Genomic DNA, 16,147 nt, shown 5'->3' on the forward strand with positions numbered 1-16,147 from the left:
GTAAATTGAAATAAATGTTACTAAAAAGTATCTTCTATAAAAAATTTAGGTTAAATATTTAAGCCTCTACCTACATCGACAAAATTGAATATTAGTAAAAAACCTTGATTTTCATGGGCTATCCATGGCGGCTTCCATTGTCGCCCATTTTACAAAAGCTTCAACTAAACTTAATTTCAATTTCCCATCTAAGTCACTCACAATCTGGACTTTTGTGTATTCAATTCACCGACTAAAAAGGCTATGCTGGCGGCAACCAACATAGCCCTAACATTCTAGATTGATTAATCTAATCAGTTAAACCTATGAAATTAAGTTTACCAAAGCAAGGCTTGCTCATGGCTTTGCGCAGTTTTTGTCTGCTATTTGGCTTAATGCTTACGCTACAAGTCAATGCCCAGCGCACACTCACCGGAACCCTGACCGACCAAAAATCAGGTGAAGCACTAATCGGCGCTTCCGTGTCTGTAAAAAACACCGTCAAAGGTACCGTAACCGACATTGAAGGAAAGTTCAGCCTGGTTCTTGCTGAAGATGAAAAAACACTGGTCATTTCCTACACTGGTTATGCCACTAAGGAGGTAGACGTTAGCTCAATCAGCAATTTGGAGTTGGCCCTGGAAGCCGATGTGATTGGTTTGTCCGAAATTACCGTAACCGGTTTGGGTCAAACCAAAGAGCGTCGCTTTTTGACTTCCTCCCAGCAATCTGTAAAAGGAGCTGAACTGATCAAAGCCCGTGAGCCCAACAACGTGGCAGGTCTGGTTGGTAAAGTTGCAGGTCTGACTGTAGGTTTGAACAGTGAAATGTTGCGCCGCCCAAACGTGGTATTGCGTGGTAGTGGCGATCTTTTGTATGTAGTTGATGGGGTTCCGATCAACTCTGATACCTGGAACATCAACACTGATGATATCGACAACTTTACAGTACTAAAGGGAGCAACTGCTTCTGCCATCTACGGTTTCCGTGGCCGCAACGGCGCAATCCTGATCACCACCAAACGTGGGTCTAAAAACCCTCGTGGTTTCTCAGTAGAATTCAACTCTACGACCCAATTGGAGAATGGTTTCAACTCTTTGCCTAAAACGCAAGATCTGTATGGCCCTGGCGACCACGGTATCTACGAGTTTGTAGACGGTAGAGGTGGTGGTAAAAACGACAACGACTACGACGTATGGGGACCTCCACTCGATGGCCGTTTGTTGCCACAATACGACAGCCCGATTGACCCAGTAACCGGCAAACGGATTCCTACTCCTTGGATTCCTCGTGGAAAGGACAACCTGACTCGCTTCCTGCGCCCAGGTTTGTTGTTCAACAACAGCGTAGCGGTTTCCAGCTCAACGGATCGTTCGGATTTGCGTTTCTCTTTGGGCCATACCAACCAAACTGGTATTGTTCCCAATACCAACATCAACATCACCAACTTCAACGCCAACATCGGTTACAACTTCACCAGCCGTCTACGTTTCGAAGCGAACATCAACTTTAACCGCCAATACACCGACAACATCAACGATACCAACTACGGTCCTAACTCCATCATTTACAACATCTCTACCTGGGCGGGTGCCGACTGGGACATTGATGATATGAAGCAAGTATGGCAGGAAGGCAAAGAAGGTATCCAGCAGATTTATGCCGAGTACCAGCGTTACAACAACCCTTGGTTGATGTCGAACTACTGGCTGCGTGGCCACAGAAACAACAATGCCTACGGTTATGTGTCTTTGTCTTACAAAATTACACCTGACCTGAAATTGATCGCCCGTAACGGTATCAACAGCTACGATATCATCCGTACTGAAAAGATGCCTTATTCGGCTGGTTCTTATGGTCGCGACGAGCGCAGAGGTGATTATCGTGAAGATCGTCGTTCTTTGTTTGAAAACAACACCGATGTTCTCTTGGACTTCAGCAAGAACATCAGCAACATCCGTATAAATGCCTTGGCAGGTGGTACCGTCCGTACTTTTGGGTACAATTCCAATTATGCATCTACCGATTACCTGATCACTCCTGGGGTATACTCCTTTTCCAACTCTGCAAACCCGGTACGGGCGTTCAGCTTCAATTCCAACATGTTGGTTATGTCTGGGTTTTACTCCACTGACGTTACCCTGAACAAATACCTGACCCTCAGCCATACTGGCCGGGTTGACCGCATTTCTACTTTGCCTGCTGAAAACCAAACTTTCTATTACCCATCTGTAGGTTTGAACTCTATCGTTACCGAATACGTTAAGCTCGGCCCTGTGTCGATGTTGAAATTGCGCGGTGCTTATGCCAACGTTAAAGATGGTTTGACTCAAGGTACCATTGGCCCAGCTAATGGTGGCACCACGGGTTCAAACCCATTGGGTTACGGAGATTCTTATGCTTCTGTATACAACGGGCCTAGCTATGCCAACGCAGAAGTATACGCTACCAGCTTGTCTTACAACAACGTTCCTGCCGCTTATTACACCAATCAATTGGGCAACAAAAACCTGAAGCGTAACTCTCGCACCGAATTGGAATTGGGTATTGACTTCGCTTTGTTCAGAAACAAAATCAATGTCGAAGCTACTTACTTCAACATCAAGGAAGGTCCACGTACTTTTGCTCGTCCAATCTCCGAAGCTACCGGTTACACCGCTCAGTTGGTTAACGGTATCGTTACCCGCCGCAAAGGGGTAGAGATCATGGTTAGTGCCGATCCATTCAAAAACAGCAACGGTTTGAAGTGGATGCCGATGATCAACTTCTCTACTTTGCGTGAGCGTTATGAAGAGTTTTACACTGAAAACGGTGAAAACGTGACCCGGCTGGATCAATTCTCCCAGCAGGTAGGTCGTCGTGTAGATGAATTCTGGTCTAACGGTTACCTCTTCACTCAGGATGGCCAAATCATCAACGATGCCGGTGGTCGCCCAATCCGTTTGAGCACCGTGAACTCCAGCGCCCAAAAATTCCTGGGTTATCTTGATCCAAACTTCGTATGGAGTTTCATCAACCGCTTCTCTTACAAAAATTGGACCTTGCAGGTTCAGTTTGACGGTCGTCAGGGTGGGGTAATTGCCAACTACCTGCAGCGCCAGTTGTTCCGGGGTGGTCGTCACATCGAAACCACTCAAGGTGCCATGGGTATTGCTCGTTTGGAAGATACCAAAGGTAACAAGACCTGGTTGGGCGAAGGTGTTCAGGTAGCTAGTGGTACCATTAAAACGGATATCAATGGTAACATCACCAACTACAACGAGTTGACTTTCAAACCCAACGACACCAAAACTTTCTTACAAGATTACATCAGCCGTTACTATCAGGAAAACGAGCTCAACCTGATGAGCCGATCTTTCGCCAACCTGCGTGAAGTAACCCTGACCTACAACGTTCCGCTGAAATCCAAGAGCTTCTTCAACCAGATGACGGTCTCTTTGGTAGCTCGTAACTTGCTGTACTTCGCTGAGAAGAATGACCTCGACTTGAACCGTTACATCGGTCGTCAGGGCTCTTCCGACTTCGATACACCTACAACCAAGCGTTACGGGGTAAACCTCAACTTTACGTTCTAAATTCCAGATTCGATCCCGTAGAGACGCGATGCATCGCGTCTCTACACCCGAATCATCCAAAAAATAAAAGCAATGAAATTCAATAAAATTTTCGCGATAGCAGCGCTTGCAATCACTATGGTGTTCAGCAGCTGCAATTTTGAAGACCTGGACGTCGATCCAAACCGCGCCACTGGTTCACCTGCCAACTTGATCCTGAATGGCGTATTGAACAACCTGTGGGAAAACGCCTGGACCTTGGAACAGCGCTACAACCAATACTGGTGCATCAACTACAACTATTACGGAACCAATGAATATTGGTCTGGCCCTGCTTCTACGGATTACACCCGTTTGAAGAACGTGATCAAAATGGAAGAAGAAGCCCTGAAAGCAGGTGCTGCGGCAGTTAACCCATACTCTGCACTGGGTAAATTTTTCCGTGCTTACCATTTCGTAAACATGACCCAAAAGCTGGGTGACCTGCCTTTGAGCAAAGCCCTGCAAGGTTTGGACATCCAGGCGCCTAAGTACAATACACAGAAAGAAATTTATGTACAAGTATTGAACTGGTTGGACGAAGCAAACAACGATTTGGCTTCTTTGATCGCCAAAGGTGGCCAAAAAGCCGATGGCGACTGGTTCTACGGTGGAGATTTGACTAAGTGGCAAAAGTTGGTCAATAGCTTCAAATTGCGCGTATTGATTAGTTTGAGCAAAAAAGAGGCTGACGCTGATTTAAAAGTAAAGGCTCGTTTTGCTGAAGTTTTGGGCAATCCTACGAAGTTTCCAATTTTTACCGGAAATTCTGACAACCTGGTATTCATTCCAAGTGGGTCTATTCCCAACTTCTATTACCGCAAGAACCCGAATAACTATGGTTTTGACGCTTTGCGTGAAAACACTTCCAAATTGTACATTGACCTGTTGAAAGAATTCCAGGATCCTCGTTTGTTCCTCGTCGCTGAGCCCGCTGAAGCCAAAGTGAAGGCTGGAGTAAGCCCTACTTCATTCGACGCATTTGAAGGTGCCAGCACCGGCGAGAACCTGGACGACATGGCGACTAAGGCTCAAAAAGGTGAATATTCACTGATCAGCCGCAAGCGTTACTATGTTACTTACACTGGCGAGCCAGTCACTCAGGTAGGTTATCAGGAAATGTGTTTCAACATTGCGGAAGGTTTAAACCGCGGTTGGGCTACTGGCGTTGCGGAAGATTGGTACAAAAAAGGCATCCAAGCATCTATGGATTTTTACGGTTTGAAAGCTGGTGCCAACAATGTCGACTTCCAAAAGTCAGGTGCGAAATTGGGTGAATTCAACACCTACACAATTAACGTTGATTTCGCTGCCTATTTGGCTCAGCCAAAGGTAAAGTATGCAGGCAACAACGCTGAAGGTTTGGCTCAAATCCTGAAGCAGAACTACTTGGCCATGGCCCAAAGCTCTGGTTTGCAAGCTTATTACAACTGGCGCCGTACGGGTATCCCCGCTTTCTTGACTGGTGTAGGGATTGGCAACCAGGGTAAAATTCCACTTCGTTATAAGTACCCTAACGCAGAATACAACACCAACAAGGCCAACGTAGAAGCAGCAGTTGCTCGTCAGAGTTTCACCAATGACGACCTCTTTGGCAAAATGTGGATCATCCAATAAGCCTATAAAAAATCCCTAAGACCTTATCATACCATTGAATATACCAACGCCGTAGGCCTTTTGCCTGCGGCGTTTTTTGTTTATTTAACCTGTCCGAATAAACTCCAAATGAGCGGGCTTTTGTCGGTAATAATCCAGATACCGCCCCGATTCAATACGCACCAGTTGATCCGTAGGAAAATTATAGTGGTATAGCCAGGCATCAACCGTTTGTCCATGGTCTTCCAATACCGCGGTCACCAGTTTGCGCACATACTCTCCTGCTTCTGGAAACTGGGGATCAATGCCTTCGTATTCATCCAAATAAGGCATTAAGAAATCAGGGTCTTCCAATAAAAAAACCTGCCCATAAACCTTATTTGAGTGCCCGGGAATCCATTGTGCACCAGGGTAACGCCCCAGGTCGTACAACTCGCCCGATATGTACGCTGATCCCAACCAAGTGCTGTTGCGTTTCAACAAACCAGCCATTCTGGACTCCACCCCGATCATCAAGGTTCCATAGACAAAAAGCTGCGCTTCCATTGATTTTTTAATTGAATCTGCAAAATAAAGAAAAAAAGATAAGAGGCTGGGAACCAATCTACCTTAAATCCTGCTTTAGCTGTAACCTTTGGTCAAAATGATTTGTTAATTCTGCGTAAAGCAAGAATTAAGTTTTGGCATAAATCCATTTGTCACACAATGATTTACTAAATTACCCAATAAAACAACAAACCATGAGTTGGCGTAAATTTGATGGTCAACGAATCGAACTTCCCATCAAGGATGCCGTTGAAAAAACGATCATCCGGGAAAAAGAATTGGGCCACAAACTTAAAGTGTGCATCGGTTCCGATTCTCAAGTACGCGGCGGTTCAGTAGAGTATGCAACGGTAATTGTTTTCCTGCGGGAAAAAAAAGGCGGTTTCATGTTCATTCAAAACAGCCGCGAAAACCGCAAAATGAGCTTACGCGAGCGGATGATTTTTGAAGTTTCCAAATCGATTGAAGTGGCTTACGCGCTCTGCGACTTGCTGGACAAGTACGATGTAGCGCTGGAAGTACACGCGGACATCAACACCGATCCGCTTTTCGAATCCAATACTGCCTTGAAAGAGGCAATGGGCTACATTCTGTCGATGGGCTTTGTGTTCAAAGCCAAACCGGACGCTTTCGCAAGTTCGAGTTGCGCGGATAAAGTAGCGTGAAAGTTGAGGAGTTGAGAGGTTGAGGAGTTTAGGCTACAGCAGTGACTTAGACACTGGATTCCCCTAAACTCCTCAACTCCTCAACTCCTCAACTTCTCAACTTTTTTCCCTCCCCATTGTAACCTTTTCCTCCACAATCCGTATAGAGCTATTGAAAACGTTTTTGATCAAAAACCAGTAGCTCACTAATGACCCAAATACTGATTGTAGACGACGAGGCCAGCATCCGCCGGGCTTTACGCGAGATCCTTGAATTTGAAAAATTCAAGGTCAGCGAAGCAGTCGATGGGCTGGACTGCCTGGCCAAGCTCAAAGAGCAAAACTACGACGCCATCCTCATGGACATCAAAATGCCCAACCTGGACGGTATGGAAACCCTCGAAAGGGTGCAAGAACTGATGCCCGATACACCAGTGATCATGATCTCTGGTCACGCCACAATCGACACCGCCGTAGAAGCAGTCAAACGGGGCGCTTTCGACTTCATCAGCAAACCACCCGATCTCAACCGCTTGCTCATCACCCTGCGCAATGCCCTCGATAAGTCCAACCTGGTCACCGAAACCAAAACCTTGCGCCGCAAAGTAGCGGGCCGCCAGGTGCAAGACATCATTGGCAACTCCGAACGCATTCAATTCATCAAAGATACCATCCAAAGAGTAGCGCCTACCGAGGCTCGTGTTTTGGTTACCGGACCCAATGGTACGGGCAAGGAACTCGTGGCACGTTGGATGCACGAACTTAGCCACCGTGCCTCTGGCCCCATCGTGGAGGTCAACTGCGCTGCCATCCCCTCAGAACTCATCGAAAGTGAGCTATTCGGCCACGAGAAAGGCTCTTTTACCTCAGCGCACAAACAAAAGTTGGGCAAATTTGAACAAGCCAACAACGGCACCCTGTTTTTGGATGAAATTGGCGACATGAGCCTGTCTGCCCAGGCTAAGGTGCTGCGCGCCCTGCAAGAAAACCGCGTTACCCGGGTGGGAGGGGAAAAAGAAATTCCGGTCAATGTTCGCGTAGTAGCCGCTACCAACAAGGACCTGCGCAAGGAGATCGCCCTGGGCAATTTCCGCGAAGACCTTTACCACCGCCTGGCTGTAATCGTCATTGATGTACCCTCGCTCAATGACCGCCGCGAAGACATTCCACTCCTGGTCGAGCATTTCCTCAACCTCGTTTGTACAGAGTATGGCAGCCCTATCAAAACCATCAGCGAGGAAGCGATCACCCAATTACAAGCCCTGAATTGGACCGGGAACATCCGGGAATTGCGGAATGTGGTGGAACGCTTGGTGATTTTGGGAGGGCAGGAAATCAGTGCGGAAGATGTGGGAAGGTATGTGGCACCGTTGAGTGCGCCGGTTTTAACTTAGGAATTAAAGAACGTAGTTATTAACTTTTTTTCATGAAATCCAAAGCTGTCTCTGGCCAGGCAATTCAAACATTGAATTGATCTTCAATTAATTGTGTGTATTACTTTTGAGCTCATCAACCACCACACTTAGGTATGAGTTTATTTCATTTTTTTTGCTTTTTATTATTCCCCGGCAGTGTAATCGCTCAAACCTGTTGCTCGGGTGGGGTACCCGTGTCTGCTAATATTGGGTTTCCCAGCGGAGAAAAAAAACAACTCCAATTCGGGATTGGATACGATTATAACCAAATCACCCGGCTCTACAATGCGCGCAATATTTTAGACAACAACAACCGCAAACGCAGTACGCAGTCTTATTTAATCAGAGCGAGTTACCAGTGGCAACGCCGCTTTGCAACTGAATTATTTGTGCCTTTCGTCCGCCAATCACGCAACATTCAAACCTTAAGCAATACCAATGATCGAGAAATCAGTTTAGGGTTAGGCGACCCAGCTATATTGATGTCCTATGATTGGTTGAATACGGAAAAAGTAAACTGGACGAGCAGCTTGGGCCTCAGGCTACCTCTTGGCAGTTTTTCAGAAACCAATGACCGGGGCCTTCTTTTGATCAACGACATGCAACCTGGCTCCGGGGCTTTTGATTTTATTTTTCGGAATGCATTAAATCTGCCTTTTGCCAAACAGCCGGGCCTTCTCTTTTTTTTCAACTCTATTTATACCTGGAGAGGTGAAAATCGGAGGTATTTGGGTAGTCAGAATTATCGTTTTGGGCAAGACCTACAGGCAATCGCAGGATTTAGCCGAAATATTTTTGCTTTGAAGCAGATCTGGCCTCTAGCGTTGGGGTTGCGCTACCGCTATACCACTGCCGATCAACAGAACCAAAATGAGTTGCCCAACACTGGTGGGGAATGGCTTTATGCGCGGCTTAACCTTGGTTTGGCCTTCAACCCCGCTACGCAATTACAACTCGGTTTGGAAATTCCATTCTATACCCATTTACAAGGGGTTCAACTTTCATCGCATTATCAGTTCAACTTAACTTATTTAGGTGAAATCAAATTTAAAAAAGATGAGTTTTAAGCAGTACTCAGCCATTAAAGGTTTACTTTTTTGCATGGTCTTGAGCCTGATTCAGGCTTGTAGCCCCAAATCTGAGCCCATTATGCCCAACCCAGGCGCTAGTAATGGTACCCCTGAATGGTTGGTCCCCAAAAATCAAGTACTTGATGGTGGCCCAGGAATCGATGGAATCCCGTCCATCGATGAGCCCATTTTTGGCACCCAGTCTTTTGAAAGCCTTGGATTCATGGGGGCTGGTGATTTTGTGCTGATGATCAAACAACAAAATGAAATCAGGGCTTACCCAGTCCCCATTCTAGACTGGCACGAAATTGTGAACGATGACCTGGATACCTTGAGTGTAGCCATCAATTATTGCCCATTGACGGGTACAGGTATTGGCTGGAATAGGAAAGTGGAAGGGGTAAAAACCACCTTTGGCGTATCAGGTTTGCTCTACAACTCTAACTTGATGCCTTATGATCGTAGTACGGAAAGCATTTGGTCTCAGATCAAGCTGCAATGCGTAAATGGGCGCTTAATTGGGAAGACTCCCAAAACCATTACATTGATAGAAACCACTGCTTCTACCTGGCAAAAAATGTATCCAAATTTTAAAATACTAACTGGGGGTAAAGGCCGAACCAGACCATATGGAACCTATCCCTACGGTGATTTTAAAGTAAATCAGGAAAGATTGATTTTTCCAGCGGACAATTCAAGTGACAATCGTTTCCCGAAAAAAGAACGCCTGCTTGGAATCATTCACCAAGGTGATGTGAAGGTTGTTCCTTTCAAAATTTTTCCACTAAAAGGGATAGGTTTGGCAGTGCGAACTGTTGGTGGAGAACCTACCATTGTGATCGGGAGCAATGAGTTCAATTTTATGTGTGCATACTTTCCAAAGGGCAATAAGTTTGAACCCGTCCAAGATCGATTACCCATCGTGATGAAAGATGCCAACAATAATTTTTATGACATCTTTGGTCAGGTAGTGGAAGGACCGAATAAAGATGCGCTGTTAAAAAAACCCGATTTTATGATGGGTTATTGGTTTGCGTGGGCTGCGTTTTACCCAGATTTGGATCTTTAATGCTTACAACTTATTCCAAGTCATCTCCCCTCCCAACAAAAAGAAAATCGCCGCAGCCACCACTGGTGCCAGGGCCGACATAGCCATAAACCAAAAATACTTCCTTGACACTTTGGAGCGTTCCAGTAGCTCCGCAATACCAGTAAACAGCAAAATGAACAAACAAATGCTGCCAAAAATCAAACTGAGGTACATGGCCACATAATCGTTGAGCAGCCAAAGCCCCAGGTAAAAAATCACTTCGATGAGCAATACTTCAATGGCACGGATTTGTCGCATCTTTTTCTTGGGTTTTACACTTGTTTTTCAAACCAAACACCAAACTTCCCGCTTAGTTTCTCCCCCGGTTCCAGTTTCGCCAAACCCATGCCATTGTTAAAAGCATCGGGGGCGCAGGTCATTGGTTCCAGGGCAATACAATGGCGCAAAGGGGGAATAAATACTTGCAGGAAATTGTACTTGCCAACACCCGTTTCCTGCCAATAATGCAAAGTCCCTTTTTCCCCCATTACCGTGGTTTCGGCACGTCCCTCTTTCCCTGGTAATTCAAAACAGTTGTCCAATACCGTGACGCCAAGTGGCTGGAGTGTGCTAAAATCATCGTATTCATAAGTTTTTCCGGTAGGCAACATCCTTTCATCGTTGCCCACCAGCCGGCATTCCGGCATCTGCAAGCGGTAAGTATCCGCTTTGGGGCCAAGCGCGAAATAAGGATGCCAGCCCAAACCGGCCGGAATAGCCTGTTCGTCGTGGTTGCGCAAGGTGAGTTGTAGTTCAAAACCTTTTTCGTCAGAAATTATAAAGGCCATTTCTACACTAAAGCGAAAGGGGTAGCCATCATGGGAACCATAATCGGTGTACAAGCAAGTAATGGCTGCCGTCGTTTCATCCACTTCCAAAAAAGTCACTTTCATGGGTTTGTCCTGGCCAAAACCATGCAGGGCTGTATTGGTATGCGATTCGTTGGTAAAAAGATGGTAAGCCTGGGCCCCCCAGTGGTAAGTACCATCTTTCAGGCGATTGGGAAAAGGGTATAAAACAGTGTTTTTAGCCCAACTGTTGTTGATCACCTCCTGTGGGGTTTGATAGGTATCCAAAATGGAAACTCCATGCAATCGTAGATCAAGGACAATGGCACCGTATTCAGGCAAGAGGGCTAGTTGATGGCCCGTTTTTTCGCTGCGCAAAATGTGTTTGCTGAAGGCCCCAAAAGCCTCGGTACTGTGCTTGTACATGGGTCTGATGTTTGGTAGAGACGTAGGATCCTACGTCTCAAAATTAAGGCGTAGGATCCTATGTCTCTACTGTTTTTCTTGAACAGGGTTTAGACCTACATAATAAATCAAAGACCATTCCCCACCAATTTTAGCCCAACGCCGCAGCATGCCATAACCAGCGCTAGGATCGATGATGTTTTCAAGGATCAGTTCGTCCCCTAAAGTTTGGAAATTTTGTTCAAATTTGGTCTTTTCAAAATCAATTGGTCGGTGCATTCGCCAATTTTCTGCAGTCCAGCGAAAGTCACTAACGGAATCCCCATAAGCAACGGCATTGTCTGGCAATCCATCAAGAGGAAAATTGATGTGCTGGACCTGAAAAAGTGAGTCCTGCAAAAATTTTTCATAGAACTTATCGAAATCGCTATAATCCGCCTGCTTTGGCCGACAGCTCAAAACCATTACCAGGATTACCAATGTGCAAAAAAACAGATTGAATTTGCTCTTCATAAAGCCAATTGAGTTTTACAAATTTCAGCCAATACTTCTTCCGAAGGAGTAGGCGCCGTGCTTATTTCAACGCAACCTAAGTTCCGCAAGGCCTGCGCCGTGCTGTGCCCGATCGATACCACTTTTTGCCCTTTTACCAAAGGGTACCTGGTAAAATAGGCTTGTGCATTAAGTGGACTGGTAAAAACCAATACATCGGCAATCGGCAATTCGAAATCCGTACGTGGCGCATTAGTATAAACCACCAAATCTACAATGGTTACAAGTCCAATCAGTATTTTTTGGATGCTTTCCCGCGATTGAGCCGCGCGAGGAAACAAAACGTGTTGACCAGCTGCGATGATGCCAAATGCATCTCCCACACTTTGGGGCTCTCCATTACCCGCAAAATCTGCTACATAGCCCTGTTCTTTAAGGCTTTTGGCCGTACCCTCACCTAAGACTCCCCATTTTAATCCACTAGGTACCTGCAAGCCCGCAGCTTTTAGCCCCTGAAAAAAAAATTTGACCGCATTGCGGCTGGAAAAAAAGCACCAGTCTATTTCCGGCAGCTCTGTAAAGGGTACCCCGTCAAACGCCACCAGCGATTCACCGATGACCTGAACTTGATCCTTGGGTAAAATATGGAAGAAAGAGCTGTCTGCGTTTAACTCGCGGGAGATAAAAATGAGCATGTTGGTAACAAGGTTCCGAGATTTCAGGAGTATGCACGATCTAGAGCTTCTCCCCGAAAGTTTCAGGCTTTCGGGGAGAAGCCCTAGATTTTTGGGCAAATCTTTGATTTTCGGATTATTTCAAACCTATTTCTTCAATTCCTCCGCCACTTTTTCAGCCAGTAGGTAACTTGTGCTCGACGACATCCGTACTTTTTTCACGGGTCCATTCCAGGCATCGGCTTTGGCCGCCCAAACGTGGAAGTTACCCGCCTTATCCTGCTCGCAATAAATCCCCAGTGGCATTTGGCAGCCACCTTCCATCAATTGCAGGATGCGGCGTTCAACATTGGTGACTGTACTAACTTCAGTATGGTGCAAGTGTTGCAAAATCTTGCGCATCGTTTTGTCTTCCGTACAGGTTTGGTAAGCCAGAACCCCTTGCGCTGGTGCCGGAATAAATTCGCGGGGATCAAATTTGATCACTTCTACCCCAGACAAGTCCAATTCCAGACGGCTCAATCCAGCCGCAGCCAGCATGATCGCATCAAATTCGCCTTGCATCAATTTGTCGACCCGCGTAGGTACATTTCCCCGAATGTCTTTGAGCTGGGCATCGGGGCGCAAATCCAGAATCTGGGCCTTTCTACGTGCAGAAGAAGTACCAACTACCGGGTTTTGTTTCAACTGAAACAATTGCCCAGCTTCCATACTTTCCTTCCGAACCAGCAACCAGTCAGCTGGATCTTCACGATAAGATACCGCAGTGAGTACCAAACCTTCGGGAGAGCTGGTCGGCATGTCCTTCATGGAATGCACCGCCATGTCCACATCTCCCCGCAGGAGGGCATCTTCAATTTCTTTGGTAAAAAAACCTTTACCTTCAATTTTGTCGAAACTCAAATTGAGGGCTTGAGTATTGTCGCCAGTGGTTTTGATGATCACCAGTTCGGAGTCATAACCAGCCTGGCGCAGTTTTTCCTGAGTGAATTCGGCTTGCCACAGCGCCAACTTGCTGCCGCGGGTGCCTATACGTATGATACGGTCCAATGGAATGTATTTTTGCGAACAAAGATAGCAAAGTTAGTAACGCAGAAAAATTAACTTCCCGATTTGGGTTTTGAATAGGAAGTCGAACGCTTCATTTCAAGTGAGCTTCCTATTCAAAAGCCTCAAAAAAATCGGGAAGTAATTTTTTGCGTCAAACTTAGTATTGTTTATGGGATGAACGGATAAACGATAAATTTCTATCTTTGCGCCCATGGAAATTACAGTAAAGGATTTAGCTCACGTACTGAACGGAACGATCGAAGGAGACCCTGAGGTTAGGGTCAACCGTCCTGGTAAAATTGAAGAAGGCGGTGAAGGGGCCATTACTTTTTTGGGTAATGCCAAATACGAGTCTTACCTATATACTACCACTGCCAGTGCTGTGCTAATCAATCGGGATTATCAACTCAAATCCCCCATCAAAGCTACCCTAATTCGGGTAGATGACGTGTACGCCAGCATTGCCCTTTTGCTGGAAAAATTTGGCACTGTACAAACCAAATCAAATGGAATCCATCCTCAAAGTTTAATTGGCTCAAATACCAGTTTTGGCCAAAACATTTCCATCGGCCCATTTGTGGTCATTGAAGAGGATGTGATCATCGGCGATAATGTGCGCATTGACGCTCACGTCTTTATTGGTAAGGGTACAAAAATTGGGGACAATTGCCAACTTCATTCGGGTGTAAAAATCCTGCATGGATCGGTCATTGGAGACCGTTGTGTTTTTTACCCTGGTGTAGTAATTGGTGCCGATGGCTTTGGCTATGCTCCCCAGGAAGATGGTTCTTACAAAAAGATCCACCACGTGGGGAATGTAGTGATCAAAAATGAAGTAGAAATAGGGGCTAACTCCACCGTAGATCGAGCCTCAATAGGTTCTACGATCCTCCACCAAGGAGTTAAATTGGATAACCTGGTGCAAATTGCCCACAATGTAGAGATTGGTGAAAATACCGTCATTGCAGCTCAGGCAGGTGTAGCAGGGAGTACCAAAATTGGAAAAAACTGTCAGATTGGTGGCCAGGTTGCCGTTGCAGGGCACCTAAAAGTCGCCGATGGGACCCGCGTACAGGGCAAAAGTGGGGTAGCTTCCAACGTCAAAGAACCCAATCAAGCTTTGTTTGGGTATCCAGCCATTGATTATCATCAGTTTATTCGCGCATATACCATATTTAAGCAACTCCCGGATTTGGCCAAACGTTTGTATGAACTGGAAAAACGTTCGGATCAAAAGGAGGATTAGGAGCTGAAAGCTTTATCAGCAGATCATTTGCAAATCATTCGATTATTTTTGCATAATCGTCTCAGCAGACACTTATTATGAAAAAACAACGTACCATTCAAAAAGCCGTCTCCCTCAGTGGTGTAGGCTTGCACACGGGTAAAGTTGTGACTTTGACCTTTAACCCAGCACCGGAGAATCACGGACACAAATTTCAAAGAGTTGACCTGGTGGGTCAACCCCTTGTCAATGCAGATGTGAGCCGGGTTATCTCTACTACACGAGGTACTACCATCAAATCCGATGAGGCCCAGGTAAGTACCATCGAGCATGTACTTTCTGCCCTGGTAGGTCTTGGAATCGACAACGTTTTGATGGGTATTGATGGGCCTGAAGTGCCCATCCTTGATGGCAGCGCCATTCAATTTGTCAAAGCACTCCGCGAAGCAGGAATCGAAGAACAGGAAGCAGATCGGGAGTATTTTGAAATCACGGAGCCCATCACTTATCGCGATGAAGCTACAGGTGCCGAGCTCATGGCTTTGCCTCACGATGGCTTTGAAGTCATCACCATGATTGATTTCAACTCCAAGGTATTGGGTCAGCAATATGCACAATTGTACAGTCTGGAGGATTATGAAAAGGAAATCGCGCCTTGCCGCACCTTTGTTTTCCTGCATGAACTGGACAATTTATTCAGCCAAAACCTGATCAAAGGTGGCGACCTGGACAATGCCATCGTCATTGCCGATCGGCCAGTCACCCAGGAGGAATTGGACGACATGGCTACCAAACTGGGCAAACCCAGCATCAAAGTAGATAAAGAAGGCATTCTGAATACCGTCCAGCTCCAGTTCAAAAATGAACCTGCCCGTCATAAATTACTCGATGTAATTGGGGATGTTTCCCTACTTGGCAAACCCATCAAAGGTAGAATAGTAGCTACGAAACCGGGGCATACCGCCAACTTCGAATTCACCAAATTACTCAAGAAGCAATACATTGAAGATCGCAAACTCAAAGGAAAACCCAAGTACGATCCCGATAAAGAACCATTGTTCGATACGGTAAAAGTAGCCAGTTGGTTGCCCCACCGCTATCCTTTCCTATTAGTGGACAAAATCATTGAATTGTCCGAAAGCCACGTTGTTGGTGTAAAAAATATTACTTTTAACGAAGGATTTTTCCAAGGCCATTTTCCGGGCAATCCCGTTTTCCCGGGGGTGCTACAAATTGAGGCTATGGCACAAACGGGCGGAATATTGGCCTTGTCGACTGTAGCGGACCCTGGCAACTGGGACACCTACTTCCTCAAAATTGAAGAAGCCAAGTTCAAGTCTAAAGTAGTACCTGGGGATACCCTGCTGATCAAAATGGAGCTTTTAGCCCCAATCCGTCGCGGTATTTGCCAAATGCAAGGAACGATCTATGTAGGCAACAAAATTGTTTCGGAAGCGGGTCTAACCGCCCAAATCGTCAAGCGATCTTGAAGATGAACCAGCTGCACCTTTCTTCTGTACACCCCGATGCCAAAATCGGGTCCAATGTGACGATAAGCCCGTTTTGTTTTATCGACAAAG

14 protein-coding genes are annotated in these 16,147 nt (G+C 46.0%); 8 read left to right on the forward strand and 6 right to left on the reverse strand.

Translation table 11 applies throughout. The annotated features are described in order from the left end of the window. The first annotated feature begins 305 nt into the window (after positions 1-305). Both SFV55_RS11430 and SFV55_RS11435 read left to right on the forward strand, forming a co-directional pair. Positions 306-3,554 (forward strand): SusC/RagA family TonB-linked outer membrane protein, encoded by a 3,249-nt coding sequence (locus SFV55_RS11430; protein ID WP_320029633.1) that lies wholly within the window; start codon positions 306-308, stop codon positions 3,552-3,554. 72 nt (positions 3,555-3,626) lie between these two features. Next, positions 3,627-5,189, forward strand: a complete 1,563-nt coding sequence (locus tag SFV55_RS11435; RefSeq protein WP_320029634.1) for a SusD/RagB family nutrient-binding outer membrane lipoprotein — start codon at positions 3,627-3,629, stop codon at positions 5,187-5,189. An 84-nt stretch (positions 5,190-5,273) separates the two neighbouring features. Here SFV55_RS11435 and SFV55_RS11440 read toward each other — a convergent pair whose 3' ends face one another. Beyond that, positions 5,274-5,714 (reverse strand): gamma-glutamylcyclotransferase family protein, encoded by a 441-nt coding sequence (locus SFV55_RS11440; protein ID WP_320029635.1) that lies wholly within the window; start codon positions 5,712-5,714, stop codon positions 5,274-5,276. 194 nt (positions 5,715-5,908) lie between these two features. Here SFV55_RS11440 and SFV55_RS11445 point away from each other — a divergent pair, with 194 nt between their 5' ends. From SFV55_RS11445 to SFV55_RS11460, 4 genes are all read left to right on the forward strand, one after another. After that, complete coding sequence (locus SFV55_RS11445; RefSeq protein ID WP_320029636.1) at positions 5,909-6,379, forward strand: ribonuclease H-like YkuK family protein; 471 nt, start codon at positions 5,909-5,911, stop codon at positions 6,377-6,379. A 188-nt stretch (positions 6,380-6,567) separates the two neighbouring features. Then, the gene (locus SFV55_RS11450; RefSeq protein ID WP_320029637.1) at positions 6,568-7,752 is read left to right on the forward strand and encodes a sigma-54 dependent transcriptional regulator; all 1,185 of its coding nucleotides are present in this window, start codon (positions 6,568-6,570) and stop codon (positions 7,750-7,752) included. A 134-nt stretch (positions 7,753-7,886) separates the two neighbouring features. After that, complete coding sequence (locus SFV55_RS11455; RefSeq protein ID WP_320029638.1) at positions 7,887-8,840, forward strand: transporter; 954 nt, start codon at positions 7,887-7,889, stop codon at positions 8,838-8,840. Continuing rightward, positions 8,830-9,912 carry a DUF3179 domain-containing protein gene (locus SFV55_RS11460; protein ID WP_320029639.1) on the forward strand — a complete coding sequence of 361 codons (1,083 nt, stop codon included), beginning with the start codon at positions 8,830-8,832 and terminating at the stop codon, positions 9,910-9,912. The genes SFV55_RS11455 and SFV55_RS11460 overlap by 11 nt, the downstream gene beginning before the upstream one ends. 3 nt (positions 9,913-9,915) lie before the next feature. On the opposite strand, the gene SFV55_RS11465 is transcribed toward SFV55_RS11460, so the two are convergent. From SFV55_RS11465 to hemC, 5 genes are all read right to left on the reverse strand, one after another. Then, the gene (locus SFV55_RS11465) at positions 9,916-10,191 is read right to left on the reverse strand and encodes a hypothetical protein (RefSeq protein WP_320029640.1); all 276 of its coding nucleotides are present in this window, start codon (positions 10,189-10,191) and stop codon (positions 9,916-9,918) included. A 14-nt stretch (positions 10,192-10,205) separates the two neighbouring features. Further along, positions 10,206-11,147, reverse strand: coding sequence for a hypothetical protein (locus SFV55_RS11470; protein WP_320029641.1), 942 nt, complete (start codon positions 11,145-11,147; stop codon positions 10,206-10,208). A 66-nt stretch (positions 11,148-11,213) separates the two neighbouring features. Beyond that, complete coding sequence (locus SFV55_RS11475; RefSeq protein WP_320029642.1) at positions 11,214-11,639, reverse strand: hypothetical protein; 426 nt, start codon at positions 11,637-11,639, stop codon at positions 11,214-11,216. Continuing rightward, positions 11,636-12,313, reverse strand: a complete 678-nt coding sequence (locus SFV55_RS11480) for a uroporphyrinogen-III synthase (protein WP_320029643.1) — start codon at positions 12,311-12,313, stop codon at positions 11,636-11,638. The genes SFV55_RS11475 and SFV55_RS11480 overlap by 4 nt, the downstream gene beginning before the upstream one ends. Before the next feature lie 126 nt (positions 12,314-12,439). Further along, positions 12,440-13,342: a hydroxymethylbilane synthase gene (hemC, locus tag SFV55_RS11485; protein ID WP_320029644.1), complete on the reverse strand. Its 903-nt coding sequence runs from the start codon at positions 13,340-13,342 to the stop codon at positions 12,440-12,442. 211 nt (positions 13,343-13,553) lie between these two features. Between hemC and lpxD the strand changes: the two genes are divergently transcribed. Continuing rightward, positions 13,554-14,588, forward strand: coding sequence for a UDP-3-O-(3-hydroxymyristoyl)glucosamine N-acyltransferase (gene lpxD, locus SFV55_RS11490; RefSeq protein WP_320029645.1), 1,035 nt, complete (start codon positions 13,554-13,556; stop codon positions 14,586-14,588). 77 nt (positions 14,589-14,665) lie between these two features. Further along, positions 14,666-16,057, forward strand: a complete 1,392-nt coding sequence (locus SFV55_RS11495) for a bifunctional UDP-3-O-[3-hydroxymyristoyl] N-acetylglucosamine deacetylase/3-hydroxyacyl-ACP dehydratase (RefSeq protein WP_320029646.1) — start codon at positions 14,666-14,668, stop codon at positions 16,055-16,057. Positions 16,058-16,147 lie beyond the last annotated feature (90 nt).

Source organism: Haliscomenobacter sp. (assembly GCF_033763495.1).
Lineage (GTDB): Bacteria > Bacteroidota > Bacteroidia > Chitinophagales > Saprospiraceae > Haliscomenobacter.

What these genes read in the sequence shown, in the direction of transcription:
- SFV55_RS11465 (WP_320029640.1), bottom strand. Translation starts at nt 10,191, where the DNA reads ATGCGACAAATCCGTGCCATTGAAGTATTGCTCATCGAAGTGATTTTT.
- SFV55_RS11445 (WP_320029636.1), top strand. Translation starts at nt 5,909, where the DNA reads ATGAGTTGGCGTAAATTTGATGGTCAACGAATCGAACTTCCCATCAAG.
- SFV55_RS11440 (WP_320029635.1), bottom strand. Translation starts at nt 5,714, where the DNA reads ATGGAAGCGCAGCTTTTTGTCTATGGAACCTTGATGATCGGGGTGGAG.
- SFV55_RS11450 (WP_320029637.1), top strand. Translation starts at nt 6,568, where the DNA reads ATGACCCAAATACTGATTGTAGACGACGAGGCCAGCATCCGCCGGGCT.
- SFV55_RS11455 (WP_320029638.1), top strand. Translation starts at nt 7,887, where the DNA reads ATGAGTTTATTTCATTTTTTTTGCTTTTTATTATTCCCCGGCAGTGTA.
- SFV55_RS11435 (WP_320029634.1), top strand. Translation starts at nt 3,627, where the DNA reads ATGAAATTCAATAAAATTTTCGCGATAGCAGCGCTTGCAATCACTATG.
- SFV55_RS11475 (WP_320029642.1), bottom strand. Translation starts at nt 11,639, where the DNA reads ATGAAGAGCAAATTCAATCTGTTTTTTTGCACATTGGTAATCCTGGTA.
- SFV55_RS11460 (WP_320029639.1), top strand. Translation starts at nt 8,830, where the DNA reads ATGAGTTTTAAGCAGTACTCAGCCATTAAAGGTTTACTTTTTTGCATG.
- SFV55_RS11495 (WP_320029646.1), top strand. Translation starts at nt 14,666, where the DNA reads ATGAAAAAACAACGTACCATTCAAAAAGCCGTCTCCCTCAGTGGTGTA.
- SFV55_RS11480 (WP_320029643.1), bottom strand. Translation starts at nt 12,313, where the DNA reads ATGCTCATTTTTATCTCCCGCGAGTTAAACGCAGACAGCTCTTTCTTC.
- lpxD (WP_320029645.1), top strand. Translation starts at nt 13,554, where the DNA reads ATGGAAATTACAGTAAAGGATTTAGCTCACGTACTGAACGGAACGATC.
- SFV55_RS11470 (WP_320029641.1), bottom strand. Translation starts at nt 11,147, where the DNA reads ATGTACAAGCACAGTACCGAGGCTTTTGGGGCCTTCAGCAAACACATT.
- SFV55_RS11430 (WP_320029633.1), top strand. Translation starts at nt 306, where the DNA reads ATGAAATTAAGTTTACCAAAGCAAGGCTTGCTCATGGCTTTGCGCAGT.